Source organism: Ferrovum myxofaciens, assembly GCF_013181415.1.
In the GTDB taxonomy this organism is placed as follows: Bacteria; Pseudomonadota; Gammaproteobacteria; order Burkholderiales; family Ferrovaceae; genus Ferrovum; species Ferrovum myxofaciens.
The window spans coordinates 554039-579531 of sequence record NZ_CP053676.1; the positions used below are offsets into that span (position 1 = coordinate 554039).

Here is a 25493-nt window from a genome sequence, read left to right on the forward strand (position 1 = left end):
GATCATCGACCGTACCGGTTGGAGCTGGGAGTACATCGATCATTCCATGGACATTCCCCGGTTGTATGCACTGAGGCGCTACTGGGCACAGCACCCGCCCTTGCGCGAGATGGTGCAAGCCTATCTGGGCATAAAGATCGAATCAAAGTCAGTAATCCCACAATCCACCCCATCCAGTTCCAACAAACCCAGCACTACGTGCTCCCAAAACACTGAAGCGGACATGAAAGCCTTCATCGAGATGTTTCAGGCGGCGGGTGGGCGGCGAGGATAACCATGGCATCCAAAATCGGATCGCTCGAGATCGACATCAAGGCCAACATTGCCCGCCTGTCGCAGGACATGCAGGCGGCGCGCAATGAGGTTCAGAAATCCACCCGGGGGATTCAGGGCCATGTTGCTGAGATGCAGAAGAATATCCGCGAGCATATGGAAGGCGTCAAAAAATCCCTCGAGGTCTTCAAGGTCCTGACCGAACTGGGCGGGATCACGGAGATCGGGGCCAAATTGCTGGAACTGGGCAAGTCTGCCGCCGAGTATGGCGATGAAATCGAGCACGCCTCGCAGAAAACCGGGATTTCTACGGATGCGCTGCAGGGGCTCAAATACGCTGCCGGGCAGAGCGATGTGTCGTTTACCCAGTTGCAGCAGGGTTTGTTCCGGCTTTCGCGGGCCATGGCCTCCGTGGGACAAGGCAATAAACAGGTGGCCGGAGCCTTTCAAAGTGTCGGCTTGAGTGCGGCCTCCCTCAAGAATATGCGTATCGAGGATGTGCTTTCACGGGTGAGCGATGCTTTTGCCAAGAGCCAGAATGGAGCCGCCAAGACAGCGGTTGCGATGCAACTCTTTGGGCGCGCCGGGGCAGATCTGATTCCGTTTCTGGATCAGGGCTCGCAGAACATCGATGCCATGACCCAGAAGGCACAGCAATTGGGGCTGGTGCTGGGTGATCAGGCGATTGCCAAGGATGCCGAGTTCAACGAGAGCCTCAAACAGTTGGGGTCCCAACTCAAGATGGCGGCGGTGGGATTTGGCTCGGATCTGACCCCGGCGATCCAGGGGTTGACGGGGGCTTTATCCGATAGTTTGAAACCCGGTGGGTTTCTCGCAGACACCTTGAAGGCACTGGCGGATGCCGTCAAGTATCTGGTGATGGGGTTGCAGTTGGCCTGGCAATCACTGGAGGTGGTCACTGCCGCCATGGCAGGCGCCATCGTAACGGTGGCCGGAGTGATCAATTCGGCCCTGCATCTCGACTGGAACGGCATCAAGGCCGCCTGGAATCGGGGGCTCACTGAAACCAAACTCGCGGTGGACCAGCAGGTGGGCTCCATGATGCACACGATCCTTGCCTTCAAGGGAGAACTCGCCTCGACTGGTGAATCTTCCGGCAATAAATCATCACCCCTGGGTCAAATAGCCCTGCCGGGAGTCGCTCATTCTGGTCACGGCTCCCACGGGCAAATGAGTGAGTGGCGTGCTGAACTCACCCAGAAGCAGGATCTGGAGGGGGCTTATCACGAACTCTCCAAACAGGATGAACTCGCGTTCTGGCAACAGAAACTTGCCCTGGCCAGAAAAGGTTCGGCAGATTACAACGCGGTGCTGCATCAGGTGGTGACCCTGCAACGCCAGATCTATCGGGCGCAGGTCTCGTCGGCCCAGAAGGCCAGCCAGGAAGAGCTGTCGCTCAAGTTACAGCAGTTGAACTCAGAGGCCAATCTCGAACGCAATCACCTCAAAACGGTGACCCAGGGCAATCAGTTCCTGCTGCAAATCGGCAAAATCACCCAGGACCAGAAGTTGGCGCGGGATCAGGAGGTAGCGGCTCAGGAATATGCGATTTCTCTGGATCTGCTGGCCAAGAAGCTGGAACTTTATAAAACCGATGCGAAAGAACGGGCCAAGATCGATGATCAGATCGTCAAACTCAATGCAAATCGGGAGGCTCAACTGACCCGGGCCACTCAGACGGCGGTGCTCGATAACCAGAAATCTTACCAGCAGATGTTCGCTCCCCTGACCTCGGCCTTTGATACTTCCATCAAGGGAGTCATCATGGGTACCCAGACCTGGCAGCAGGCGTGGCAGCGCAGCCTCACCTCCATCCTCTCCTCGTTCATCGACACCGGCATCAAGATGGTGAGCACCTGGGCCTCGCAGCAGTTGGCGATGACCCTGGCCACCACCACGCAGGACGAGGTACGCATGGCCTCCAGTCAGATGGCCAGCACCGCCAGTCTTTCCACCAGTGCACTCACCATCATCAAATCCATCATGAACAGTGCGTCAGAAACCTTTGCCGGGATCTTCGGGTTTCTGGCCCCCACCATGGGGCCTTATGCGGCGGCTCCGGCAGCAGTTGGAATGGGGGCCGTGGCGGCGGTGGCGGGATCAGTGGCCTCGAGCACCGGTGGAGAGTGGAACATCCCCGTGGACCGGCTGCAGTTCGTGCACCGGAACGAGACCATTCTGCCGGCAGGGATTGCCGGAGGACTGCGCTCCATGGTGGAAAAGGGAGGGAGCAGTTCAACCACCCATGTGCACATTCACGCCACCGACGCCCAGAGCGTGGAGCGTTTGTTCAAAAACAATGGCGCGGCAATTGCCTCGGCCCTCAAGAATCACCTCAGAAACTTCGGGTAGGTCCCTAAATGATCGAGCGTCGACAAGTTCCCCTGACCGAGGAAATGCGTGAGCTATTGGTGGCCAGCATTACCGAGGCGGTGCGTGCCGAACTGGAGAGTTTCGGGGTACCGCTGGAGGTGCACCGTGACCATCACGAATTTATCAAGAAGGAATTAGAAAACACTGCCCTGCGCCAGCAGCGCAACGAGCGCGTCAAGACGAGCGTGCTGGGCTGGCTCGTGATCACCGTTTTGGGCGGCATCGGCACAGTTGCCTATCAACTCTTCACCACCCTCAAGGAGCACTGGAAATGAGTCCGGAAGATTTTATCAGCACGATCAAGGGAGCGGCCCTGGCCTGTCAGAAGGAGGAAGGGATTCCTGCGAGTTTTACTATTGCGCAGGCGGCCCTCGAATCCGCCTGGGGGGAGTCCCAGTTGACCAGAGCCGCCAACAACCTTTTCGGCATCAAGGCCGATGCCAGTTGGACGGGCGAGCGCTACCGGATTGCCACCGCCGAGTATGTGGCAGGGCAAAAAGAAACCATAAATGCCTGGTTTCGCCAATACGCCAACTGGCAGGAGTCGATCCTGGATCACGCCCGGTTTCTGAAAGGCGCGCGTTATGCGGGGGCCTTCAAGACCGGCAGTGGCATCACCTTTGGTTACGCCATCGCAAGCGCGGGCTATGCCACGGATTCCAACTACGGCACCAAGATTGCCCGGGTGATCCATACCCATGGGCTGGAGAGCCTCGATGCAATGTCTGAACCTGTCAATGTTCTTTCACCACCCCAGGAGAATTCCATGCAAAAACTTCTCGCTCTGTGGAGCGTATTCAAGGTTGGCGAATCGGTCGCCGACCCCGCGCTCTGGAAAACCGGTGCCATCACGGTGACCCTGCTCTCGCCCCTGATCCTGAAACTCGAGGATCTGTTCCATGCCTTGGGGTGGGCCATTTCAATTTCTGACCAGCAGGCCGGGATGCTGGCCGGGGGCATTGTGGCGGCCACCAACATCGTGGTGCACCTGGTTGCCAACAAGGACATGGGACTGAAGTAAGTCGTACAAGGGAACGCGCTGCCCTTTACTCCTCAGCGCGAAATGAAATTTCAGGAGAAACATAATGAGTCTGATCGATACCTTGGAAAGTGATGCCAAATCCGCCCTGGATTCCTTGAAAACCGATTTTGCAGTGTTCGAGAGCTGGTTGTCGCAAAACCCCATCGGAGCCCAGATCGTGGCCGAGTTCAAAGCGGCGGCAGCCGAACTGAATACGGTGGCGGTGACGGATCTCGAGAATGCCGTAAAACAGGTCGGGATTGCGGTCTTGAAGAGCACGGCGGCGGGCAGTGGTTCGGGAGCCGCCATCACGGCGGGCATCGATGCGGCCCGTGCGGCCTTCACCACCCTGGGCCGAGCCATCTCGGAAAAAACCATCGCCACCCTGGCCACCACCGTGGTCAATGGCGTGAACACTATCAAAACCGCCTAATTCCTGGCGGAATGCGCTCTTTGCAGGGGGTTTCCTTTCAGAAACTCTCTGCAATCCATTTTTTCTACGGCGTTAGCATACAAGCATTTGAGGGGTTCGCCTTTGCGCAGTCCCTCTCGAATGCAAAATAAGGCGATTTCTCAAATTCATCGAAAGAAACACACCGAATACCGATGCCCTCCATATCACGGATATTGGATTTAGCCACAGCCAAGGCCGATGCCGAGGTCGCGTCTGTGATTACAGTAGTAGGGTAGCCATATGAGAGCGCATCAAACGCAGTCGCCCTAATGCAGTTTGGGTATTGCGTACCGCAGACTACAACGCTATCGACCCCTAATCTTCTTAAGATCAACTCCAACTCCGTGCCAAAAAACGCGGAAAAACGGGGCTTCACCACGCGATATTCCCCGGTTATTGGAGAGAGCACATCAATAATTTCCACCCCTTTTGTTCCTGGAACAGCATAAGGCGGTCCAGCGAGAAACGCTTCCCTTCGTGAAATCTCAATATCACTTCCGTCGACTCGATACTCGCGCACAATATGAAAAACCGGATAACACTTTGCTCGGAACCACTCTAGCACCGCTTTGATTCGAGGGACTGTCGCAAGCGCACCATGGACCACCGCTGGGGCACTCGGTAGAACGAAATCATTCTGCATATCAATTATGAGGAGAGCAGGTTTCACTTTTCGCCTAATGTAAAGTGGGGTATTCAGCTTAGTGCTGTGATGTTAGAATTATGCAATGGAATCAAAAACTCCGCAAGTTCGATCCGTCGCGCCCCGCGCCGGGGTCGACTACCCACGCAACTACGCAGAATTTAAGGCGTGGTTCCCAGATGATGCCGCCTGCCTCGACTATCTCGATTGGATTCGCTGGCCACACGGCTTTGTTTGCCCGGATTGTGGAGGCTCCACGGCGTGGCGCATGAAATGCGGTCGGTGGTGGTGCAAGGGATGCTCTACCCGTATATCCGGCACGGCGGGGACAATCTTTCACCGCACCAGAACGCCGCTTACCGTCTGGTTTGCCGCTGCCTGGCATTTTACCTTCGCCAAGAATGGCGTTTCCGCCATGACACTGCATCGGATCCTTGGTTTCGGCTCCTACCCTACCGCTTGGGCGATGCTGCACCGTTTCCGGTGCGCAATCAGCCATGCGGGGCACGACATGCTGTCCGGACATGTCGAAGTGGATGAGACTGTCTTTGGTGGCGTCAGGCACGGCAAGCGCGGGCGCGGTGCCGGAGGCAAGGTGCTGGTCGCCATCGCCGTGGAGTTTCTTTCCCCCAAGGGTTTCGGGCGTTGCCGGTTGCAAATCATCCCCAACGCCGAAACCGAAGCGCTCAAGACGTTTATTCAGAAGCATATCAAACCGGGCTCGACCATCTACACCGACGGGCTGACATCCTACCCAGGCGCAACCAAAGACGAATACCTCCACCATGGAACGTCCGTCAAAGGCTCCGGCAAAGATGCCAACGAGGTCTTGCCGGGTGTACACCGCATCGCCGCGCTGGTTAAGCGCTGGCTGATGGGCACGCACCAAGGATCCTTCGAGGAGGAACACCTGCAGGCCTATCTCGACGAATTCGCGTTTCGGTTCAACCGCCGCAAGTCCACGCATCGGGGCATGCTCTTCTACAGGTTGATCGAACAGTGCATTTCCATGCATCCTATGTCCTTCCGTGAGCTTGTAGCTAATCCCAAGCCAAAAGTTGTGGCGCATGAGTTCGCGGTGTCAGCCAAGCTTCGCCATAAAGCGCCAGCTTCGCTGGATATTTCTGTGCCTTCGCACCCATGGAGAAGCTAGGCACAGCACTAAGCTGAATACCCCACAATGTAAAAGTAGGGGGGTGCGCGTTTTGCACAGTCCCCTCGAATGCAGGTTATCCCGAACTCTGCCCCACGGTACTTGTCGCTTTTGCGACAGCAGTACCAAGGAGAAGTTTGTAGCCGAACCAACCCCAATAGATTCTGTGTTTCTGGATTTTTCCGGCGTTTATTTCCATGACCTCAAAAATATCCACTTGCTCGCCATCTGGCGTTTGACGAGGGTATTCCCACACCAGAGAGTGGCCATCTGTAAAGTACTTTCCGTTTCTGTACCATCGAACCAAATCATTGGGACGACGCTTGGTTCCTTCTTCAAAGAAGCGGCGAATTTCAGAATGACCTTGAAGAAGGCCCGAATTGCAATCGAGTATGGCCGGAACCAACGGACTTTCAAAGACGGCATCGGTAGCATAAAGAGAAAGTAACGCATCGACATTGCCAGTGCGCGCAAAGTCGTGCCATTGGTTGTAAATTTCTTCGATGGTTGGTGCTGCACTTGCTGAGCATATGTTTTTCATAACCAATCCACGCCCTCCAATACTGGCACAGAGCCAGCATCTGACCACTATAACTTTTTTTACAGTTCACACACAATCATGGCACTCATTCTCTGGGACGGATTCGACAAATACGGCCAGGCCTCCGATGTCAACTATGACGGTTGGTCGGGAGGGGGTAGTGGCAACAATACAGCGCTGGTTCCGGGTCGTTTCGGGCTGCCCGGCAAGGCCTACTTTCTGGGTGCGTGGGGTTCTCCATTGATCCGGAATCTTCCGGGGAATTTCTCCACCTTCTATATGGGGATCGCCGTCAACGGCGCATTCCAGATCGTATTCAACGATGTGAACACCAACCAGTTCTGGGTGTATGCAGTCAATTCGGTGGTACAGGTGGGCCGTAGCGCCCCCACCAACAATCTGCTGGCACAGTCCCTTGCGGGCGTCATGCCCAGCGCTGGCTGGTATTTCCTGGAAATCGGGGGAACGGTAGGCACCGCAGGTCAGTTGACCGTACGCATCAACGGCAATGTGGTACTCAATGTTTCGGGGATCAACATCCAGAACAGTGCCAATGCCAGCATCAATAACATCCAGTTCAATGGGGCCATGCTGGTCGATGACCTCTACTTCTGTGATAACACCACGGGTCCGGGCGCTCACCCTTGCAACACCTTCCTGGGCGACAAGCGCACCCGCACGGTCTATCCCTCTGCCAATGTGAGCACGGCCTTTACACCCTCGAACCCCGTCACAGCGGGGCAGTTGGCCATGGGTAACGGAGGTAACTGGCAGACGCTCTCTGCCAACAACCTGATTCTGACACTTCCTGACAACCCGAGCACCAATCTGCCGGGGGTCAACCCTGGAAGCATGGATGATCCCCTCACGGGAGTGGCCCCGCGCATGGCGCATGATTGCACCATTACAGCGTTGACCCTGTATGCCCAGACCAATTACCCTGCCCTCAAAATCCGCCCGGTCATCGCCCAAATCAATCCGCTCAATGGCATGCCGATTGGGATTCTCTATGTAGGTGATGAGAAAATCGGGCTCGTCACCGGACAGAACACCCTCACCTTCTCGGCGGTCACGGCAGCCGTCACCAAGGACACCCCCTATGCTCTGGGGTTTATCACCGACACCAGTTTTGCTTTTGATACCTTCAGCGTCTACGCCTATGGCAATCCCCTGGCCGCGATCTATCCACTGACCTATGCCTCCCCTCCCGCCATTCCCGGACCTTTGCCCTCAGGCCCTGCCATCACCAACGGCAAACTCAACATCGGCTACACCTACACCCTGACCAACTATGCTGCTGTGTCCGAGGACGGACTGGATGGGGATCAGACCTACAACAGCAGCGCGACCATTGGTGCTGCTGATCTTTTCAGCACAGTAGCCGGCTTGCCCCCCGGTGCCACGGTATATGGAGTGCGCGTGGTGGGAGCCTATCGCAAGGACGATGCCGGTACCCGCCAGATCGCCAATCTGGTCAAAACCGGCACGGTCCAGTCGGCGGGTGCAATCCAGAATGTGGGGACCAGTTACCAGTACCTCTCGGATGTGTTTGCAGTGAATCCGGCGACCGGGGCCAGTTGGGTGACCACCGATGTGAATGCCCTCGAGATCGGCTACGAAATCATCAGTTGAGCCATGGCCAATCGCATCACCCAACTGACCACCGAGGTACTGGAGGCAGGGATCCCGGCCGCTCGCATCAGTACTCTCGCGGCTGAAGTTCTTGCAGACGATAATCCCGCTGCCACCCTCAGTCAATTACTGGCAGAAATCCTGGCTGATGATGATCCCCAGGTTCGGACCTCCCAATTCTCGGTGGAGATTCTCTACGAGTTTGTACACGCTCGGGTGTCCCAGATGGGCACCGAAATCCTGGTGGATGACGACCCGCCCGCCCACGCCTCACAACTCGTCTTTGAAATCCTCTATGACTACCCCCTGTCGCCTTTTGCGGAGTTCACCATGAGCAACCTGCTGTTTCCGACGCTTCCTGGCCTGCAGTGGAACATTGTGAAGTCGCCTCAGTTCCACACCACCATCGTCAAGCACACCTCCGGGCGGGAAACCCGGGTGTCCAACACCGCGTATCCCCTGTGGAAATGGGAAATGTCCTATGAATTGCTGCGCGAGACCCAGGGATTTGCGGAGCTGCAGGTCTTGTGCGGATTTTTTCTGGCGCGGACAGGCAGTTTCGATACCTTCCTGTTCGCGGACCCGGCGGAATCCAACATGGCCACGAACTATGAACTGGGCGTGGGCGATGGCTTCACCACCGAATATCCCCTGACCAAATCCTACGGGGGATTCATCGAACCGGTGGGCTATGTGGACGTCACCACCTTGCAGGTGTTCGTGGGTGGGGTTCAGGTCTACTCGCCTGCCGTCTGGAATCTGATCACGCCCAATACGCTGAGTTTTCCAGTGCCTCCGGCCAAAGGATCTGTGGTGAGCGCTGGTTACACTTGGTAATACCGGGTGCGCTTTGGCGAGGATGTCCAGGACTACAACAATTTTATGTATCAACTCTGGGAGTTGAAAAAACTCACCTTGGAGATGGTGAAATCGTGAACCTGAAAATATTGGAACGACCCGAATGATCAGACGGTTATAAATCCCGGCAAACGAGAAGCTTTCGCATCAAAGGTGGCTGTGGCCCTACATCCTGAGCGTCTGTTTTTTGCAACAATGAAACAATCCGCAAAATCGGCTTGGGATTCCCTCCAGGTGAAAAGGGTTTCTTCGATGACAGATTCCTCCTCAAACTGAATATCCATTGCATCCAACAAGCCTGAAACGATCTCAATGAACTGAACTTTTGGCACGCCATATCGGCTTCGCAAAACCCACTCTGTTTCCAACAATACCAACTGGTTGACGAACACGCGACGACCCGACGCGAGTTCACAACGGATCAATTTATGTGCCTTCTCGAACTGCGCCTCATCATCCCGTACCAGAAATCGAACGAGGACATTGGTGTCCAGACCCAGCATCAGCGCGACAGGTGCTCGATGGGAACAACTTTTCGACCTTTTTTATGCAACTTTCCGGCCAATTGGGTGATGCTTCTGGCTTTGACACGCAGAACCACGGTGCCATCAGGCATCAAGGTAAAAGTCATGCGATCGCCCGGCTTCATGCCGAGACTGTCCCGGATTTCCTTCGGAATGGTCGTTTGACCTTTGCTGGTCAGTGTGGCATCGGTTGCCATGATGATTCCCCCTTATTTCCTTACATTTTGTATTTTAGTAATGGATCGGAAAAAAGGCAATCGCACCGATCACTAATTTTGCACATTTTTTAGAAAAAATTTTCCTTGACTGCAGTCATTCTGCCGTCAATTCCAGATCAACAAACCCGTAGCCCTCCAAGGAGAACCCCATGGCTGGTAAAACCACCACTTGGGCCAACGACCTGTTGAAACTCTTGTTTCAGGCCGTGCCCGTTGCCAATATTGCAGACAATGCAGCCACAGCACCCCTCACCAACCTCTACATCAGCCTGCACACGGCGGATCCGGGGGTAGCTGGTGCCCAGAATACCAACGAAGCCGCCTATACCGGTTATGCGCGGGTGGCGGTGGCACGTTCCGCCGTGGGCTGGACCGTGACCGGCAACAGTGTCAGTCCTGCCTCCACCCTCGTGTTTCCCGCCGCCACCGCGGGGTCCGAGACTGAAACTTTCTGGGGCATTGGAGTGGCTGCCACCGGGGCAGGCACTTTGCTCTATTCCGGTGCCATTACGCCCGGCATCGTAGTGTCCAACGGGGTGACGCCGGAACTCACCACATCCTCCACCGCCACGGAATCCTGATCATGACCACCACTGTCACCCTGTATCAGAGCACCGATGCTTCAGCCCCGGTGCTCACCGGTGCTGTGGGCTCGCTCGTGGCCTTGCTCGATGCCTGCCTCATGAATGGTTACGGAACCAAGGCCGGAGCCGGTTGGACCATTGTCTATACCGGAACGAATCAGCGCGTCTACAAGATGTCCACCACATCAGGCACCGGCAATTCGCTCTTCGTGGATGATTCAGCCACGGTGTCAGGTTCCACTCCAGAGGAAGCCTATCTCACCGGGTTTGAAGCGCCTACGGGGTTAGGGACGGGTACCGGTCAGTTCCCCACGAGCGCCCAGTGCGCCCTAGTGTTTAATTGCACAAGTTGACAATAGTATTTCTAAGTTGAGCCCCTTTGACTTCACGTTTTCGCCAAACGAACGGCGATGCGCTTTTATTGTACGCAGCCGTAAAATCCTCAATGGCTTGCGTAAGTTTTTCGATACTTTCAAAACTCGCTCCCCGCAGGGCTTTGCGCTGCAAAATTCCAAACCATATTTCAATCTGATTAAGCCAACTCGCCGAGGTGGGCGTAAAGTGGAGCGTCACGTTTGGGTGCGCAGCAAGCCAGTCGGCGTTTCCTTTGTGGGTCGATAGGTTATCCAGCACAATGTGAATTTCTCGCTCCTCTGGTTGCTCTGCGATCACATCATCAAGAAAGGCTTGAAAGTCTATGCGCTTTTTTGTTGCAGTGATTTTGCCCTGTATCTGTCCAGTAGCAACTTGCAGCGCGGCAAATAAATTCAACGTGCCGTGACGTTTATAGGTGCTCTTCATGGCACGCACGATCTTACCGCTGCTGGTGTGAACATAGCCACAAGTCCGTTCAATGGCTTGAATTGATGGCTTCTCGTCAATACTGAGCACCAAGGCATTGTGGGGTGGATCGAGATATAGCCCGATTACGTCGGCAGACTTTGCGGCAAACTCCGGGTCAGTACTAACGCACCACAAGACCGATGGCGTTGCAGTTGAATACCTTCTTTGCGCAAAATGCGCCAAACAATATCAGGCGAAACACCCAAGCTCACCGCAAGCAAGCCACCATCCCAAGTGCTCATGCCATCTGGTGGTGGCATTTCCAGTTGCGTCAGAATCCGTTGGCGTAAAGCCGGATGGTCATAGGTGGCGGGTTTGCCGGAACGCGCGTGATCATACAGGCCAGCCAAGCCATGCGTTGCAAAGCGATTACGCCAAATGCCTACGGTATTTGGGCGCAACTTCATCTCGGTAGCAATTTCATCGTTGCGCTTGCCCGACAAGCAAGCCAGAACGATCTGCGCCCGCTCAACCAATCTGGCCTGCTCTGTGCGGCTGCGTGCGAGTTTATTCAACGCCATCTCTTGCTCATTTGTGCATGATAGTTTTACTGCAACGCGAGACATGGGGTACCTCCGTCAATGCACTCTGGAGGTGATATTCTAATTAATATCTTTTATTAATGCAATTAAACACTAGTACAACATAACACTAAACAACTTACATATCATTCCAAACCCAGATCGAAGTTGCTCCACCGGAAGACAACCGGGTGTTCGTTCCATTCGGCAATCCCTTTTTCGATGCGGCCCTTCAGTTCCTCTTTTGAGGAGACCCGGATGTGGCGCAAGAATGTACGGGCCATCTTCGAGAACGCCGTTTCCACCAGATTGAGCCAGGATCCATGCTTGGGGGTGTGGACATACTCAAACCGGTTAGGATGCGCGGCCAGATAGGCGAAGGTCTCCTTGGAAATGTGGGCCGAGTGGTTGTCCAAAACAACCCGAATGGTCGCCTCTTTCGGGTAACGCTCGTCCAGTCGCTTCAACAGAGCGACAAACTCCTGGCTCCGGTGACGCTCTTCGACATTGGCGATCACTTCACCCGTATGAAGATCCAGGGCCGCAAGAATCGAAAGCGTCCCATGACGGATATATTCGTAGTCGCGCCCGACTTCGGCGTGGCGTCCGGGGACGGGAGGCAAATCGGGGGCCGTGTTCTGGATTGCCTGGACTCCCGGTTTCTCGTCCACGCTGACAGTAATGACCGGGCGGATCTCCTCAGGAACTGGCTTGTCCTGTAATTTTTTCCGGTCATTCTGAAGATTAACCTCCTGATAGACCATCAGGACTTCCCTCATCTTCCGGTCAAAATCTGGATCCTTCTTTTCCAGATAATACCGGATTCGATGCGGCTTGATGTTGGCTATATCCAGAATCCGCCATATCGTCATCTTCGGAACACGGGCCAATCTTGGAAATCCCGCCGATTCCGCTCTCTCGTGAACAAAAGCCGTCAAAGCCGATAAGGTCCACAATTCTGCCGCAAATCCATAGTCCTTGGGCTTGCAGCAGGCCAGACTCACCACCCAACTTTTAGCCTCTTCCGTGATCTCAGGGTTTTTCGGCCGATGATATTTATCCTTGAGTCCTACAGAGACTCCGGCGGCCAATGCCTTGTCGATGCATTTGTAAACAGATGGGCGAGACAGACGGACCTCCCGATGGATTTCCGAGAAAGACATCCCTTCTGCATATTTCAATAAAATGCACGCTCGTTCAATCTCCCACTTGGAAGCCGTCCGGGATTGCGAGAGTCTCGTGAGACTTTCCTTTTCTTTTGGCGTTAATACCAATGGTGCTCGATCCGTCTTTCGTCCCATTATCCCCTCCGTCCTTTATGGTTCTGACCAAAATTTCTCTTGATCATTGTACGGGAGGGAATTGTATTACGTAAACCTTAGCCTTATCCAATGTGGTATGAGCCTGAAGGATGGCTGTATTTCCAACGAGGAATGAGCCTGAAGCGAATAATCTGAGGTCGATTGAAGAAGTGGGTTGATCATTGCAAGGATGATGATCAACATGAACGAAACACGGCTTTGCACGATTGAGCAGATTGAGCAATTTCTCAGTGGCTGCCTCCAGGTTGAATTCACCAAGTCTGGTGACGACAGCGAACGCTATGAACACATCAGCCGCGTGCTCAAGCGCTTTGACTATCCCGGGCAGGGTAAGCGAGAGAAAGGTGTGCTGCTGAAGTACCTGCAAGTCACCAGCGGCTACAGCCGCGCGCAAGTCACCCGCTTGGTCACCCAGTGGCACACAAACCGTTTGGCTACCGTACCCCTGTCCAAACGCTACCGTGCGCCTGCTTCCCCCTTTGCGCGCAAATACACGGCTATCGATATCGCGCTGCTCGCCGAGATGGACAAGGCCAATGAAGACGTGTGCGGCCCGGCCATTGCGCACCTCTTGCAGCGCGCTTACGGCGTCTATGGCGACGCGCGCTATGAGCGGCTGGTCGGCCTGTCGGTTTCGCACCTGTACAACCTGCGCAAAAGCACGGGCTATCAAGCCTTGCGGGTAGTTTTCGCCAAGACTAATCCGGTGTGCAATCACATCGGTGTACGCAAAGTGCCACGCCCCAACGGGAGAGTCGGTTTTGTGCGTATCGACACCGTCCACCAGGGCGATCTTGACGGCATCAAGGGCGTGTATCACATCACCTGCGTTGACTCTGTGAGCCAATGGCAAGTCGAGGCGTGCGTGCAGGGTATTAGCGAGGCATTTTTGTTACCCGTACTGGAACTGGTCATCGAACAGTTTCCTTTTGTAATTAGAGGGTTCCACTCGGACAACGGCTCTGAGTACATCAATGGCCCGGTGGCTGCGATCCTTGAGAAACTGCGGATCGAGCAAACCAAATCACGCTCGCGCCACAGCAACGATAACGCGCTGGCCGAGAGCAAGAATGCCAGTGTGGTGCGCAAGCACATGGGCTTCGAACATATCCCCCAAAAGTACGCTCAACCCATCAATGCGTTCTATCAGGAAACGTTTAATCCATGGCTCAATTTTCACCGCCCGTGCATGTTTGCGACCGAGATCATCAGCCCCAAGGGCAAGATCATCAAACGCTATAAAGACGAGGATGTGAAGACCCCGCTGGAATGCTTGGTGCTGTTAAGTGTGAAGGATTTAGTCACGCTCAAAGAGGGCATCACTCTGGACGCATTGCAGGCGCAGGCGAAGTCCAAAACAGACTTGGCGGCGGCACAGGAAATGCAACGCGCCAAGAGTGAATTATTTGCAAGCTTTCAAAAACAAAAACGCCGGGCGTAACTGATCGGAAAACGACACCGAAAAAGCACCAATTCTTGAGGCTAAAATCATTAGAAAATAAACTCAAAACCGATTAGCATAATTCCATTAAACTTAACTTTTAAACCCGACCAACCCGCACTATCAAATCACCAAGTCCGTCACTGCTTCAGGCTCATACCTGAATTGGAAAATACTACCTTTTAATGATATTTACTACTAGTGGATGGCCTGCTTTCCAACTACCAGATAGTTCCATTCCAGTACTCCAACGAATTGCCAAAAGGAACCCGAGGCTTGCCACCAGGTATTTCGAATAACTTTCCATCATCCTGCCAAGTCTGGCTCTCCGCAGTGGCGCAGAATTTCCGCGCGGACGGCATTGCGCAGTTTGAGGGCGTCGGGCCAAGCCGTTCCTTCGGGGAGGATCGGTACGCCAATGGTGATGCTTATCGCGCCGCGTCGCGGAAACCATTGGCCGTCGCGCAAAACAACGCGGGAGCCGCGGATGGTCATTGGCACAATTGGAACACCTGCCTGTGCTGCAGTGATAAATGCACCCATGCGGAACGGCAGCAGACCTGGCGCACGATAAAATGTGCCTTCTGGAAAGAAGATCAGCGACTGGCCGGCACGCACCATCTCAAGCAGCCGTGTCACATCTTCCACGCTTCGTTCGAATTCAAAGCGCTCCACGAATTCCGTGCCAATGTGTTGCAGGTAGATGCGGGGGATGAATTGATCCTTCAGTTCGCTCTTGGCGACGAAACTGAACTGCCGCGACAGTGCGGCGACCACGAGTATTCCGTCCAGATAACTGGCGTGATTGACCGCCAGTACGCATGCCCCGGTCGGCAGGTTTTCCACTCCCCGCACCAGAAACGGCATACCTGATAAGCGCACAAACAGCCGCGCCATGACACCGCTCATGCCCCAGCTCCACGTGTGGCGTGGCAGGATAGAGGCGATTAGCCAAGTGAGTGGTGCCAATAGACAGAACAGTATCCAGACATATACTGCATAGAGAGCATCAACTATCACGTAAAGTTTGCGGCGCAGTTGAAATACTATCCCCGTCCAAGCTAGACGCACGAATTGCTGCCACACCGCGTGCGGTGGCACATTGCTCATGCCCTTTTCATAGAGTTCGCGACTGGCTGCGCGGCGGATCTTGCCGCTGGAGGTCTTGAGTACGCTATGAGGCGGGGTCAGCACCACGTCATCCGGCGGTTCTCCGAGCAGGCTCATTGCCAGGGCGTTAATCTGCTCGCGTAGTTTATTCAACGCCACAGTTTCGGTTACGCGCGTTTCCGCCATCACCACCAGACGCTCTGTGCCGCTAACTCGGTCGGGACTGCCAAATACCGCGACACAGCCCTTGCGTATACCTGCGATATTACCCGCTGCCTCTTCCAATTCGTAGGGGTAGATGTTGCGTCCAGCGCGGATGATGATGTCCTTGACACGGCTGGTGAGATAAATGTCTCCGGCGACGGTGTAGGCCAAGTCACCGGAATCAAGCCACCCATCGTGGAACAGACAGGCTGTCTGTTCTGAATTGTGGAAATAGCCGGAGGTGACGGAAGGACCACGGAATTCCAACCGCCCTTCCTCGCGCTCGCCCAATTCATGGCCGACGGGATCGATGATGCGAATGGCGTGACCGGGTAGCGGCTGGCCACAGGCTACGAAGCGCAGCGCGTCCGGCTCAATCTCGGCGGCGGGTAGAGCCAGACCGCCGCGTATGAACGGTTCACGCTGGATCCGGTCGATGATCGGTACGCGGCCGGGGGGCGGGAAGGCCAGACCGACCGCAGACTCAGCGAGACCGTAGACCGGAGTGAGAGTCTCCGGGCACAAGCCATAGCAGCCAAAGCGCTGCTGAAAATTGTAAATGGTGTCTGGGCTGACAGGTTCGGCGCCATTGAAGGCCATGCGCCAACTGCTCAGGTCCAGACCTTCAATGACATGGTCGTCGATCTTGCGCAGGCATAGTTCATAGGCGAAGTTGGGTGCCGCCGACAAGGTGCCGCGGTGGCGATGGATGGCCCACAGCCAGCGCTCGGGCCGGGCCAGAAAGGTGAGTGGCGACATGACAACGAGAGGAATGGCGTGGTATAGACTGCCTAGCCAGGCACCGATCAGTCCCATGTCGTGGTAGAGCGGCAGCCAGCTCACGAACACGTCCGAAGCACCCGCCTGCGCCACCTGTCCCATCGCCCGGATGTTAGCAAGCAAGTTAGCATGGGTCAGCACCACACCCTTGGGGTTGCCGGTGCTGCCGGAAGTGTACTGCAACAGGGCAATATCTTCGGACTTGCAGACGTGGCGGACAAGTCCTGTCCTTGATGTTGAAAGTTCCTGTGCCGTCGTGACAGTGCGCAGGCTTGCCACAAGGGACTTGAGCAGTTGCGCCAGCGGCCTCGCTTCCGGCACGGTGATCAGCAGGGTGGCCGCAGCATTGTTCAGGATGCCCGCATGGCGGCGCAGATGATCCTCGATCTGCGACAGGCGCGCGGGCGGATAGATGGGCACAGGGATACCACCAGCCAGCAGCACGCCATAAAAACTGTAAAAATAGTCGCGACTGGTCGGGAGCATGATCGCCACGGTCTGGCCAGGCTGCACATCATGGCCTTGCAGTCCCGCAGCCAGCGCTTCCGCCCCCTGGCGCAGTGTCTGATAACTGAGCACCTCCTCTCCCGTCTCTTCAGAGAGGACAATGTGTGTGCGCTCGCCATGGATGACCACATGCCAGTCTAGCATCTCTAGTAGGGTGGCGGCGTGGCCAGGTATATCCGCCACCTTTTCGACGGCGATCTCCCTGATTTCCACCGCTGTAAACGACCGCGTTGCGGCACCGGCAGACAACACAGCGCTCAGCAAATCGCGTGGAGTCTCAATCGTCGCCAGTGCCTGTTCCAGCAAACTCACATTGAAGAAGCGCTCGCAGCGTAGCCCCAACTCCACTCGTGCCAGACTGTCGAAGCCGAGGTCGCGATCCAGCATGCTGTCGAGTGTCACCACCGCCCTCATGCCGGGACGCAATTCGCCAATGAGCGTCTGTACGATATCAAGCAGCGCCTTGGCCTGATCGTCCGGGTTCATCTGATCAGCAATTCCACATTAAACCCCCATAAAGCATACTCATCGCCCTCAAATGAAGCGCGACAGGATTGTCGATATAGGTCTTGGCCGCTTCCCCAAACTTCTCCGCTACCTGTCGTTCTCTTTCCGCTTGGGCTTGCATCGACATGGTATCCTCCAAGGCTGGGGGAATCAACACATCCTTGATCTAGCGCAGCACACCGCAGTGATCGCAACACTCGATATGCCCGCCGCCCAGCGAGATATAGTCGAATCTGATGCATAGTTCAGTTTCAGCATGATGAGTTAGGGTGGTAGAGATTTCTGTGGAGAATCTGATTGTCGAAATCGGAAACCTCGTTCAGACCACAGCGTTTCGAGGGCAGAGGCATGCGCTACTTCAGGTTCAAACACTGGCTGACTGAAATCAAAGGCTAGGGATGAGGCGATTTGTCGGAAAAATTTACACATTCGCCAATATTCATACGGGCATTATTTTCAATCAGTTGTATATAATGAGAAAATATTTATGGTATGAATATTGCCCGGAGTTCAGACGAGATATGCCCCATCGCTGTTTGGAATAGGGAATATCGAAAAAATGTTTTCCGGGACTAAAGTCACGAGTGAAGGGGAGCCGAAAATGCACAAAGAACGGTTGAGACAACTGCGTTTCAAAACCACTAAGGTGGCGCTTTTTTGCGGGATGATGTCCATAGTGGCCAGTTTCAATGCCAGCGCCATACTCGCTTGTACTAGTGAAACCTTATGTGGAATAAGTGGAACAAACTCCTTCGGAAGTGGAAATTCTGATTCCCTCTCCTATAATGTATCTCCAGGACCTAATGGATTTTTGTATGGCCTCACGTTTTCCGGAACAACGGGCTCCCTGACAAGCCTCGAAATTCCGTTATTCAATTCAACGGATGCCTCTTCGTTCATAGGGCCATCGGGTTGGTCGTCAACCATACTGACGCCAGGGCAACCAGGCTGGAACTGGTCCTATGTAGATGGTCGAGAATGCGGCCAATGTGCACGAAGCCGACCTGCACTGATGATTGGTCTGATGCAGGCATTTCCAGCACAGGCGATCCCCATAACAACAGTGGATCTGGGCGTGGTGGGGTCCGATTGTGTTCGGCGCTGACCATCCCGATTCGTTTCTGGTCGGTCGAATCGTCCTGTTGTCGTGTTCTTCCCACCTCACCACCATGGAAAAGCAGTTCGCAGAGACGGAGCGAAGCGACGCCTAGCAAAACCCAGGGCGGCTGGGAGTGGCGTATGTCTAAAGTTTGGAAATGGATAAAAATTGATATAAATCAAAAATAATGGATAAAAATTGATTTAGATCAAAATAGATCATTATATCTACCGTATCTTTGAACCATGCGCCGGACATGCTCAGGGGGAGTGGTCCAATCAGTGCGCAGACAACGAGACGAGGAGATTACGATGGGCGTTATGTGGATCACGTGGATCGAAATCATTGGAATCGTAGGACCGGCAATTCTCATTTTTATGCTGGACAATGCAGTGTGGCATAAATTCCTATAGCGGGATATCCGGGTAAATGCGGTGATGTTGGTATGCGATGATCACGAACGCACCTTTGCATACCAGACCGCAGGCGGGTAAGTACTATCTCAGGAACCATGCTGATTTCCTCGGCTGGTTTCCTGATTATGTTGCCTGCCACGATTACCTGGACTGGCTTCGATGGCCGTAATGAAAATTCGATCCCGGCTGGTCCGACCAAGTTAACATTGGTTCGATCCTGTTTGCGGAATCGAATCCGCGTCCGTCCGGTGGTTCAAGAGGATGGCTCGGTGTCATCTTCATCGTCAACAGCAGGATCGGTGAGTCGACGAATCGTCAAGGCACAGCGTTGTTCAATCAAAGCAATGATTCGCTCAACCACGGCATTTCCAGAAAAGCCATGCCCAGGGTCGGATTGGATCTTGCGTGCGGTTGGCGGCAGCGACTTTGCCAATTCCAGAATGCGTTTTTTGGTCAGTGCCTTGGCCAGTCCAGCGCCTTCAGCAAGCTGATCCCAGTGTCGTGCCTGGGTCTCGCTGAACTTGTATTTGCTGCCGATTTTCATCGCCATCTTGGGCGTCAGCATCGGATACACCGCAGTGGAGAGCGTGTCGTAGAACGGGGCCAGGACAGGCCCCTCGATTAAATACAGCAGAGAGAAATTCTTGGCGTGCGCGTCATGATTGCCGGTCAGTGCGTTGAATATCACATAATCGAGCAAGCGCAGCACCTGTGGTGCGCTGGGGCGGGAGACACGGCGGACCAGATCGAAGCATTGCGCCAGATCCGGTCCACCTTCGTTTTGGTATTTCATTTCAGGCACGACACCCAATGCCTGGCAAAAATCCTCTTGATGAATGCGCAGTCGGTGCCCTACTTTATCCAGACTCCGATCGTAGCGCTCAACCAGCAAGAATGATCGCGTTCCAATGGAGTGAACCTTGGCCTTGGCGGGTTTGAGTTGCAAGGTATCGGCCAGCGCCAAGCAGAAACCCTCATTGGCCACACTGTCTTCAACGGCATGGATGGGTGGCTTCAAAATGTGGGAACTGGGCGTGCCATTGTGAGGCAGGCCAATGCGGGCACCATCAAAAACCACCGGTAGTTTGTCTTGGGCGCCAGCCAGGGAAAGCCGCAGTCCATCTTTGCCTGCCAGCATGGGGCGACGAGGCAATTCATCCAGGATGGCAATGACTTCTTCATCGCTCAGCCATTGAATATCCTCGCACTGGGTTGATGCAGGTAAGGCCTGCCCTGGCTCCAAGAATGTCACCGCCCCGGCACATTCTCCGCCGATGTGGTCCAGCAGCGCAAAGTCGTTCTGGTTTGATACCTGGAACTGCTGCGCAATCAGACGACGCATCTGTCCCTCTGGCAGGAGACCAGCAAAGAACGGGCGAGTTTTGTGATAGTCGAACGGCTCCGCTTGCAAGGGCAACGAGGCGGATAATGCTGCGGCTTGGGGCCGAGACAACCAATTAGGGTCGTAGCAAAAAGTCAGCCGTCCCGCGACGAGCGCCAGGGTGCCTGCACGGTCGGCGAATAACCAGACTTCCAGCTCATGCGCCATGGTCGTTGCCCGAGCGTTGATCTTCGGCAGCTCCGGAGGGCAATCCGCCAATTGTAATTTCTCCGCCCAACGCATCAATGACCCGCAGAACATTTTCAAGTCGCAGGGTAGGTTTGCCCGCCTCAAGATCGACAATGAAGCGCACACCAACCCCTGCCGCCAGAGCCAGTTGAGGCTGCGTCAGAACAAGTTGCTTGCGGGCGGCACGAAGTGCATCGCCGAGTTGTTGAGGTGATCGAATGGTTGTCATGATGAATTTAGTTTACCGTTCGGGAAATTATCCCCCAGAATTCGTCATGGTGCAAGTTATATTTCCCGATCGGGAATGCCCCGTATTGTTGGGCGTACTATTCCACAAAATTGCCCGAACGGGAAAGTTATTGTGTATTGAGCGTAAGCAATGGGATGGATGCCCCCACCCGCAGCGGCATTTTATGCCAAAGTGGGAGTCCCGACTGATCATTGGCAAGCGTTTTCATTCTGGCGCAAGACATTCCTTTCCACCGCGTTCTGGTGGGAGGCCCGTAGGCGTTTCATGCCGCTCCCTGAAACATGAATTCAGGTGATTGAAACCAAAAACGGATTTTTCATGGACGACTAAGGAAATTCCTAATTCTCTCCATCGAGATTTTCCTAGATCAAAATCAGTCCCACCTTATATGTTCATGGTTACAGTTCTGGCATAGTTATTCTCGCTTCATTACGGTAATGTGCACGGATAAGTAACGGGCGTGAGAATGGGAGATCAGTCGTGGAAAAATGTGATTTCAAGTATTTCAATTCGACTGAACGCATCGAATACCTTGCAGAAAATATTATTGGTTTGAGATCGGATATGGTGGTAACCATCACGGTACATCCAACGCGTTCTGGACAACAGCCGGTCATGGCGGTGTGGGAATCAACAAATGACTGTGGAGTGGAGTACTACGCCCTGGAGCGATGGCAGAATACATTTACCAAAGTGATTCTCGCATGTAGTAAACAGTAACTGGTTTTCGTTGTATTTCCGACTTGCGCGCTATCTGCCTATGAAATCCTCGACGATGCTGCAAAAACCTTACAATTTGGGTATTACTCCTGCCCGTGATTGGGAGCCCGTCGGTGCTGTTCGATGGAATCCTGAACGACAAGTGCGGTGGTCATCTTGAAGATGCTCAACAAGACAACGGCCTGGAGAAACACCAAGGTTTTGGTGAAGACGGGTCTCGACCTTTCCTGTGCCTTGAATGATTTCAATCACAACGGAAAGACTGAGATATCCTATGAACAGATTCTTTATGCCAATGAACAACTTCAAACCATCATCGAAGCCATTCCCGATGCAATAATTTTTAAAAACGCTGAAGGGCGCTGGCTGTTCGCCAACGAACTGGCAAAACAACTTTTTCATCTGCACACGATCTCCTGGCAAGGAAAAACTGAAATAGAGTTGAAGAAACTGCAACCAATATATCGAACTTCTTATGAAAATTGTCTGAGAGACGACGAAAATGTTTGGCGTAGTGGGGCCCCCACTCTATTCGAGGAAACAGTGATCGATGACGATGGCAACCAGCGTATTTTTGTTGTCCGAAAAATTCCTCTGTTTACCCCGGAAAACCAGCGCAAATGCATGATCATCATTGGACAGGATATTACTTCTCATAAACAGGCCACAGAACGGGTCCATAGACTGGCTTATTACGATCCGCTGACCGAACTTCCAAACCGGCGACTGATGATGGTTCGTCTGGAACAGGCGATGGCTGACAGTTCCTCCCAGGGTTGCCCAGGAGCCTTGCTTTTCATAGACCTGGATCGCTTCAAATTACTCAATGACACTGCTGGTCATGCCACCGGTGATTTGCTCCTGAAGAAAGTCGCTGCCCGCATGAAAACCTGTGTTCATGAAGAGGATACGGTGGCTCGGTTGGGCGGTGACGAATTCGTGATCATCTGTTCAAGTCATGCACATCACACGATTGATGCAATCACTCGCGCCCAGTTGCTCAGTTATCACATCCTGGAACTCTTCAAGGTTCCGTTCCAACTCGACCACCACAACTATTACAGTTCGCCGAGCATTGGTGTTACCCCATTCATGGGCCGGGAAGTTCCTGTAACGGAATTGCTCAAGCGTGCCGACATGGCCATGTATCGCGCCAAGGCAGAAGGACGCAACACGGTTCGCCTGTTTGACCAGAATATGCAGGCCACTCTGGATATGCATAATCTAATCGGCAAGGCACTGTACCGGGTTATCAGTCACAAACAACTCCATTTGCATTATCAGGTGCAGGTGGATGACGAGCGTCATGCCATTGGAGCAGAAGCCTTATTGCGCTGGGACTCTCCTGAAATGGGATGGATCCCTCCGAATCAATTTATTCCGGTGGCGGAGGAATCAGAATTGATCATTACGATGGGAGACTGGGTGTTGGAAACGGCCTGTGAGCAACTCAGATCTTGGGAGTCCAACGACCTGACCCGATCACTGAAACTCGCGGTGAATGTCAGTTCACGGCAATTTCACCAACCCCAATTCGTACAACGGGTGGCGCAGATCGTAAAAAATAGCAGCATCGATCCAACTCTTCTCAAACTGGAACTGACTGAAGGCTTGATATTGACCAACATTGAAGACTCCATAAAGAAAGTGTTGGCGATCAAATCACTGGGAATCTCTCTTTCCCTGGATGATTTTGGTTCCGGATATTCTTCCGTGTTTTATTTGAAAAAACTGCCTTTGGATCAATTGAAAATCGATCAAACTTTCGTGCAAAACGTTTTGATTGATCAAAATGATGCCGCACTGGTCAAATCCATCATTGATCTGGCACATAACTTCAATCTGGAAATCATCGCTGAAGGCGTGGAAACCGAAGAACAACTGGCCTTTCTGAACAACCATGGCTGTCATGCCCATCAGGGCTATTTGTTCAGCGAACCGGTGGCCGAAGAATCCTTCGTGCAATTGAGTTACTTGAAAAAAAATTTCCCAAATCGTCCGTGAACAAGTCTGGGCTGCCTTTGCTGTTTGCGCGCTCGTCGCCCTTTTCAAGAACCAACTAAAATCAGATGATGAGTTCTATACGCCCCTACAAATCTTAAGTTTGGCCTTGTTATAAAAAATATTACGTAACTACTCGCCCCCTAATTCACCAGCCAAAGCCATTTGAATGGCAATCATGGGATTGACCCCTTTGTAAGCCATGGTTTGCAGGTAACTGGTGATGCGGCAATAGGCATGGGCATAGATTTCAGAGCGGAAGCAGCCAGACACCTTTTGCTTGACCTTGCTCATTCTCAAGTCGCGTTCACCGCGATTATTGGTGAACGGTACCAGTGGGTCTCTGGCGAAGAGCAATACGGAAGCCTCATGTTTTTGCAGTCGCTCCAGCAAATTATGCGCGTCCGACTTGGCGATTCTACCGCGTTTTCCTGCTGGCTTATCTGGAATAGCAGGCATTTCCAAGGTGCCCAGTTCCAGAATTTTTCGATAGCATTTTAGCAATCTGGCATATTCCCCATCATCAAGGCATTTCTTCTCGCAATCAGAAACGCGCTTGTAGGTGGCCTGCAGCAGGCGTTTCATCCGGCGCGCCCATCAATAACGATTGGTCTTCACCACGAAAGTCAGTTCTCTCAACAGGTGCGAACCGCACAGGCCATGCCCGCAGTTTGAGTAACTGAAATAGGATGCCCAGCAATCATGGATAAGCTTGCCCATATATCGCGGGATAATATCATTTTCTTCCATGGCCTTTATCCCCCGCTTTCGGTGCAATTTTTTCAGGGTGATGCCACCCGCCGAATGCACATGAATCCAGTAATTTGTCTTGTCGACGCGTAACGAGGTTTCATCGACATGCATGACCGCTTCCAGTAATAACTTTTCGGTTGCCCGTACCTCCCAGTTTTCCAATGCGGCATGCAAACGCAGAATGAACTGCAACATAGTGGCTTCGGCGATGACCACATCAATGATGGAGTAAACCAAAGCTTGCGCGCGTTTGAGCGCAACCATCTGGCAGGCCAGCAGGTTGATGATAAACGCCTGCACACCCAGACCATATTGCAACGGGCCGGGCATGTCCACCGGGAATTTGCCTTTGATAACTCGTTCGCAGGAGGGGCACTGCTTGATCTCCACTTCCACATGTTCGACGACTTTCTCGAATATGATGTCGATCTTGGTGCGGCGCTCATGGGTGCAACCAACCTGCCTCAGATCAGCACCGCACTTATCACAGTAATCGACCGGTACGATGGTCAGTGTTTCGATTGTGCGCCGATTCTTCACCGTTTCACCGTCGGCCTTCTTACCTTTGCCCTTGCTGCCCGGATCGGTGGGCGACGAATTGTCCTTGTCGGTTTGCGAGGGAGGAATGCTGGAGTTAGCGCTATTCTTCTTGGTGGTGCGCTCCAAAAAAATGGCAAGGATAAGTTCGACAATCATGAGCATGCTGCTCATGATTGCCTGAACTTCGGGCGAAACTTTGCCGTCAGAGCGAAGTCGCTCAAAATCCTTCCTGACTTTTTCTACCTGGCTACGTACCGAGGTCTTATCCAGACTTGCCATTTTTCACGCCATCATTTTGAATAACAGAATGATAACATGCGTTTTTTCGACCGATTTTAAGGTGCCTTAAGTCAATTATTTTTGAAAAAACAACCCGAATTGACCAAATCAAAATTTACATCAATTGGCGGCGCTTAAAACTGCACTGCTGTGGCAAATATGCCCAAGTCGTCAACTGCTCGCCTTGAGCACCCAAAAACCTGTCAAGCACTTTTTCAATTATTTTTGCAGGGGCGAGCAGTTACAATATTACAACATCAACATATTACAAATATTAATTCCGAACGAAAAGAATCACAAACACCTAACAAATTGAATGTATTAGAATAAATATG

23 protein-coding genes and 2 pseudogenes are annotated in these 25493 nt (G+C 53.4%); 13 read left to right on the forward strand and 12 right to left on the reverse strand.

The window, feature by feature from the left end; all coding sequences use genetic code 11:
* The first annotated feature begins 46 nt into the window (after window positions 1-46).
* From HO274_RS02730 to HO274_RS02750, 5 genes are all read left to right on the forward strand, one after another.
* Window positions 47-274, forward strand: a complete 228-nt coding sequence (locus HO274_RS02730) for a hypothetical protein (protein WP_273121274.1) — start codon at window positions 47-49, stop codon at window positions 272-274.
* 2 nt (window positions 275-276) lie between these two features.
* On the forward strand, window positions 277-2646 hold the full coding sequence (locus HO274_RS02735; RefSeq protein ID WP_273121277.1) for a phage tail tape measure protein: 2370 nt from the start codon (window positions 277-279) through the stop codon (window positions 2644-2646).
* Window positions 2647-2654: 8 nt separating this feature from the next.
* Window positions 2655-2942 (forward strand): hypothetical protein, encoded by a 288-nt coding sequence (locus tag HO274_RS02740; RefSeq protein WP_031597412.1) that lies wholly within the window; start codon window positions 2655-2657, stop codon window positions 2940-2942.
* Window positions 2939-3688, forward strand: a complete 750-nt coding sequence (locus tag HO274_RS02745; protein ID WP_273121280.1) for a glycoside hydrolase family 73 protein — start codon at window positions 2939-2941, stop codon at window positions 3686-3688. The genes HO274_RS02740 and HO274_RS02745 overlap by 4 nt, the downstream gene beginning before the upstream one ends.
* A gap of 64 nt (window positions 3689-3752) precedes the next feature.
* On the forward strand, window positions 3753-4121 hold the full coding sequence (locus tag HO274_RS02750; protein WP_273121283.1) for a hypothetical protein: 369 nt from the start codon (window positions 3753-3755) through the stop codon (window positions 4119-4121).
* A gap of 64 nt (window positions 4122-4185) precedes the next feature.
* On the opposite strand, the gene HO274_RS02755 is transcribed toward HO274_RS02750, so the two are convergent.
* Window positions 4186-4812: a cysteine hydrolase family protein gene (locus tag HO274_RS02755; RefSeq protein WP_273121286.1), complete on the reverse strand. Its 627-nt coding sequence runs from the start codon at window positions 4810-4812 to the stop codon at window positions 4186-4188.
* Window positions 4813-4870: 58 nt separating this feature from the next.
* On the opposite strand from HO274_RS02755, the gene HO274_RS02760 reads away from it, so the two are divergent.
* Window positions 4871-5938, forward strand: coding sequence for an IS1595 family transposase (locus HO274_RS02760; protein WP_273121289.1), 1068 nt, complete (start codon window positions 4871-4873; stop codon window positions 5936-5938).
* Between the two features lie 76 nt (window positions 5939-6014).
* Here HO274_RS02760 and HO274_RS02765 read toward each other — a convergent pair whose 3' ends face one another.
* Window positions 6015-6479 (reverse strand): nuclear transport factor 2 family protein, encoded by a 465-nt coding sequence (locus tag HO274_RS02765; protein WP_273121292.1) that lies wholly within the window; start codon window positions 6477-6479, stop codon window positions 6015-6017.
* A gap of 78 nt (window positions 6480-6557) precedes the next feature.
* Here HO274_RS02765 and HO274_RS02770 point away from each other — a divergent pair, with 78 nt between their 5' ends.
* Both HO274_RS02770 and HO274_RS02775 read left to right on the forward strand, forming a co-directional pair.
* Entirely contained in the window at window positions 6558-8111 is a 1554-nt protein-coding gene (locus HO274_RS02770; protein ID WP_273121295.1) for a hypothetical protein, read from the forward strand.
* 3 nt (window positions 8112-8114) lie between these two features.
* Window positions 8115-8948, forward strand: a complete 834-nt coding sequence (locus tag HO274_RS02775; protein ID WP_273121297.1) for a DUF2460 domain-containing protein — start codon at window positions 8115-8117, stop codon at window positions 8946-8948.
* Between the two features lie 128 nt (window positions 8949-9076).
* Here the strand turns inward: HO274_RS02775 and HO274_RS02780 are convergent, their stop codons facing one another.
* A complete protein-coding gene (locus HO274_RS02780) occupies window positions 9077-9472 on the reverse strand; it encodes a PIN domain-containing protein (RefSeq protein ID WP_273121299.1) in 396 nt (131 codons plus the stop codon).
* Entirely contained in the window at window positions 9472-9690 is a 219-nt protein-coding gene (locus HO274_RS02785; RefSeq protein WP_273121301.1) for an AbrB/MazE/SpoVT family DNA-binding domain-containing protein, read from the reverse strand. The genes HO274_RS02780 and HO274_RS02785 overlap by 1 nt, the downstream gene beginning before the upstream one ends.
* Window positions 9691-9860: 170 nt before the next feature.
* Between HO274_RS02785 and HO274_RS02790 the strand changes: the two genes are divergently transcribed.
* The gene (locus HO274_RS02790; RefSeq protein WP_273121302.1) at window positions 9861-10292 is read left to right on the forward strand and encodes a phage tail fiber protein; all 432 of its coding nucleotides are present in this window, start codon (window positions 9861-9863) and stop codon (window positions 10290-10292) included.
* A 2-nt stretch (window positions 10293-10294) separates the two neighbouring features.
* Window positions 10295-10648 (forward strand): hypothetical protein, encoded by a 354-nt coding sequence (locus HO274_RS02795; RefSeq protein WP_273121305.1) that lies wholly within the window; start codon window positions 10295-10297, stop codon window positions 10646-10648.
* Here the strand turns inward: HO274_RS02795 and HO274_RS02800 are convergent.
* Window positions 10632-11704 (reverse strand): annotated as a pseudogene (locus HO274_RS02800) (IS630 family transposase). The gene HO274_RS02795 and the pseudogene HO274_RS02800 sit on opposite strands and share 17 nt — an antisense overlap.
* A 101-nt stretch (window positions 11705-11805) precedes the next feature.
* Window positions 11806-12960 carry an IS630 family transposase gene (locus tag HO274_RS02805; RefSeq protein ID WP_273121306.1) on the reverse strand — a complete coding sequence of 385 codons (1155 nt, stop codon included), beginning with the start codon at window positions 12958-12960 and terminating at the stop codon, window positions 11806-11808.
* Between the two features lie 202 nt (window positions 12961-13162).
* On the opposite strand from HO274_RS02805, the gene HO274_RS02810 reads away from it, so the two are divergent.
* The gene (locus tag HO274_RS02810) at window positions 13163-14422 is read left to right on the forward strand and encodes an integrase catalytic domain-containing protein (RefSeq protein WP_273121309.1); all 1260 of its coding nucleotides are present in this window, start codon (window positions 13163-13165) and stop codon (window positions 14420-14422) included.
* Between the two features lie 306 nt (window positions 14423-14728).
* On the opposite strand, the gene HO274_RS02815 is transcribed toward HO274_RS02810, so the two are convergent.
* The 4 genes and pseudogenes from HO274_RS02815 to HO274_RS02825 all read right to left on the reverse strand — a co-directional run bounded on the left by HO274_RS02815 (window position 14729) and on the right by HO274_RS02825 (window position 20844).
* Window positions 14729-17509, reverse strand: a complete 2781-nt coding sequence (locus HO274_RS02815; RefSeq protein ID WP_273121310.1) for an AMP-binding protein — start codon at window positions 17507-17509, stop codon at window positions 14729-14731.
* Window positions 17510-17528: 19 nt separating this feature from the next.
* Window positions 17529-17696: pseudogene (locus HO274_RS13495) on the reverse strand (slipin family protein); the annotation flags it as partial.
* 1602 nt (window positions 17697-19298) lie between these two features.
* Window positions 19299-20594 (reverse strand): type II toxin-antitoxin system HipA family toxin, encoded by a 1296-nt coding sequence (locus HO274_RS02820; protein ID WP_273121313.1) that lies wholly within the window; start codon window positions 20592-20594, stop codon window positions 19299-19301.
* Window positions 20584-20844 (reverse strand): helix-turn-helix transcriptional regulator, encoded by a 261-nt coding sequence (locus tag HO274_RS02825; RefSeq protein WP_273121315.1) that lies wholly within the window; start codon window positions 20842-20844, stop codon window positions 20584-20586. Before HO274_RS02825 ends, HO274_RS02820 begins: the two co-directional genes overlap by 11 nt.
* Window positions 20845-21345: 501 nt before the next feature.
* Here HO274_RS02825 and HO274_RS02830 point away from each other — a divergent pair.
* A complete protein-coding gene (locus HO274_RS02830; RefSeq protein ID WP_273121318.1) occupies window positions 21346-21585 on the forward strand; it encodes a hypothetical protein in 240 nt (79 codons plus the stop codon).
* A 162-nt stretch (window positions 21586-21747) separates the two neighbouring features.
* The gene (locus tag HO274_RS02835) at window positions 21748-23589 is read left to right on the forward strand and encodes a GGDEF and EAL domain-containing protein (protein ID WP_273122252.1); all 1842 of its coding nucleotides are present in this window, start codon (window positions 21748-21750) and stop codon (window positions 23587-23589) included.
* Between the two features lie 129 nt (window positions 23590-23718).
* Here the strand turns inward: HO274_RS02835 and HO274_RS13500 are convergent, their stop codons facing one another.
* Complete coding sequence (locus HO274_RS13500; RefSeq protein ID WP_273121320.1) at window positions 23719-24171, reverse strand: IS66 family transposase; 453 nt, start codon at window positions 24169-24171, stop codon at window positions 23719-23721.
* A gap of 12 nt (window positions 24172-24183) precedes the next feature.
* Entirely contained in the window at window positions 24184-25158 is a 975-nt protein-coding gene (locus HO274_RS02845) for an IS66 family transposase (protein WP_273121322.1), read from the reverse strand.
* Window positions 25159-25493: the final 335 nt, after the last annotated feature.

Excerpts from the sequence above, each read along its gene's own strand:
- HO274_RS02730 (WP_273121274.1), top strand. The coding sequence starts at position 47 with ATGGACATTCCCCGGTTGTATGCACTGAGGCGCTACTGGGCACAGCAC.
- HO274_RS02735 (WP_273121277.1), top strand. The coding sequence starts at position 277 with ATGGCATCCAAAATCGGATCGCTCGAGATCGACATCAAGGCCAACATT.
- HO274_RS02740 (WP_031597412.1), top strand. The coding sequence starts at position 2,655 with ATGATCGAGCGTCGACAAGTTCCCCTGACCGAGGAAATGCGTGAGCTA.
- HO274_RS02745 (WP_273121280.1), top strand. The coding sequence starts at position 2,939 with ATGAGTCCGGAAGATTTTATCAGCACGATCAAGGGAGCGGCCCTGGCC.
- HO274_RS02750 (WP_273121283.1), top strand. The coding sequence starts at position 3,753 with ATGAGTCTGATCGATACCTTGGAAAGTGATGCCAAATCCGCCCTGGAT.
- HO274_RS02760 (WP_273121289.1), top strand. The coding sequence starts at position 4,871 with ATGGAATCAAAAACTCCGCAAGTTCGATCCGTCGCGCCCCGCGCCGGG.
- HO274_RS02765 (WP_273121292.1), bottom strand. The coding sequence starts at position 6,479 with ATGAAAAACATATGCTCAGCAAGTGCAGCACCAACCATCGAAGAAATT.
- HO274_RS02770 (WP_273121295.1), top strand. The coding sequence starts at position 6,558 with ATGGCACTCATTCTCTGGGACGGATTCGACAAATACGGCCAGGCCTCC.
- HO274_RS02775 (WP_273121297.1), top strand. The coding sequence starts at position 8,115 with ATGGCCAATCGCATCACCCAACTGACCACCGAGGTACTGGAGGCAGGG.
- HO274_RS02780 (WP_273121299.1), bottom strand. The coding sequence starts at position 9,472 with ATGCTGGGTCTGGACACCAATGTCCTCGTTCGATTTCTGGTACGGGAT.
- HO274_RS02785 (WP_273121301.1), bottom strand. The coding sequence starts at position 9,690 with ATGGCAACCGATGCCACACTGACCAGCAAAGGTCAAACGACCATTCCG.
- HO274_RS02790 (WP_273121302.1), top strand. The coding sequence starts at position 9,861 with ATGGCTGGTAAAACCACCACTTGGGCCAACGACCTGTTGAAACTCTTG.
- HO274_RS02795 (WP_273121305.1), top strand. The coding sequence starts at position 10,295 with ATGACCACCACTGTCACCCTGTATCAGAGCACCGATGCTTCAGCCCCG.
- HO274_RS02805 (WP_273121306.1), bottom strand. The coding sequence starts at position 12,960 with ATGGGACGAAAGACGGATCGAGCACCATTGGTATTAACGCCAAAAGAA.
- HO274_RS02810 (WP_273121309.1), top strand. The coding sequence starts at position 13,163 with ATGAACGAAACACGGCTTTGCACGATTGAGCAGATTGAGCAATTTCTC.
- HO274_RS02815 (WP_273121310.1), bottom strand. The coding sequence starts at position 17,509 with ATGAACCCGGACGATCAGGCCAAGGCGCTGCTTGATATCGTACAGACG.
- HO274_RS02820 (WP_273121313.1), bottom strand. The coding sequence starts at position 20,594 with ATGGCGCATGAGCTGGAAGTCTGGTTATTCGCCGACCGTGCAGGCACC.
- HO274_RS02825 (WP_273121315.1), bottom strand. The coding sequence starts at position 20,844 with ATGACAACCATTCGATCACCTCAACAACTCGGCGATGCACTTCGTGCC.
- HO274_RS02835 (WP_273122252.1), top strand. The coding sequence starts at position 21,748 with ATGCTCAACAAGACAACGGCCTGGAGAAACACCAAGGTTTTGGTGAAG.
- HO274_RS13500 (WP_273121320.1), bottom strand. The coding sequence starts at position 24,171 with ATGAAACGCCTGCTGCAGGCCACCTACAAGCGCGTTTCTGATTGCGAG.
- HO274_RS02845 (WP_273121322.1), bottom strand. The coding sequence starts at position 25,158 with ATGGCAAGTCTGGATAAGACCTCGGTACGTAGCCAGGTAGAAAAAGTC.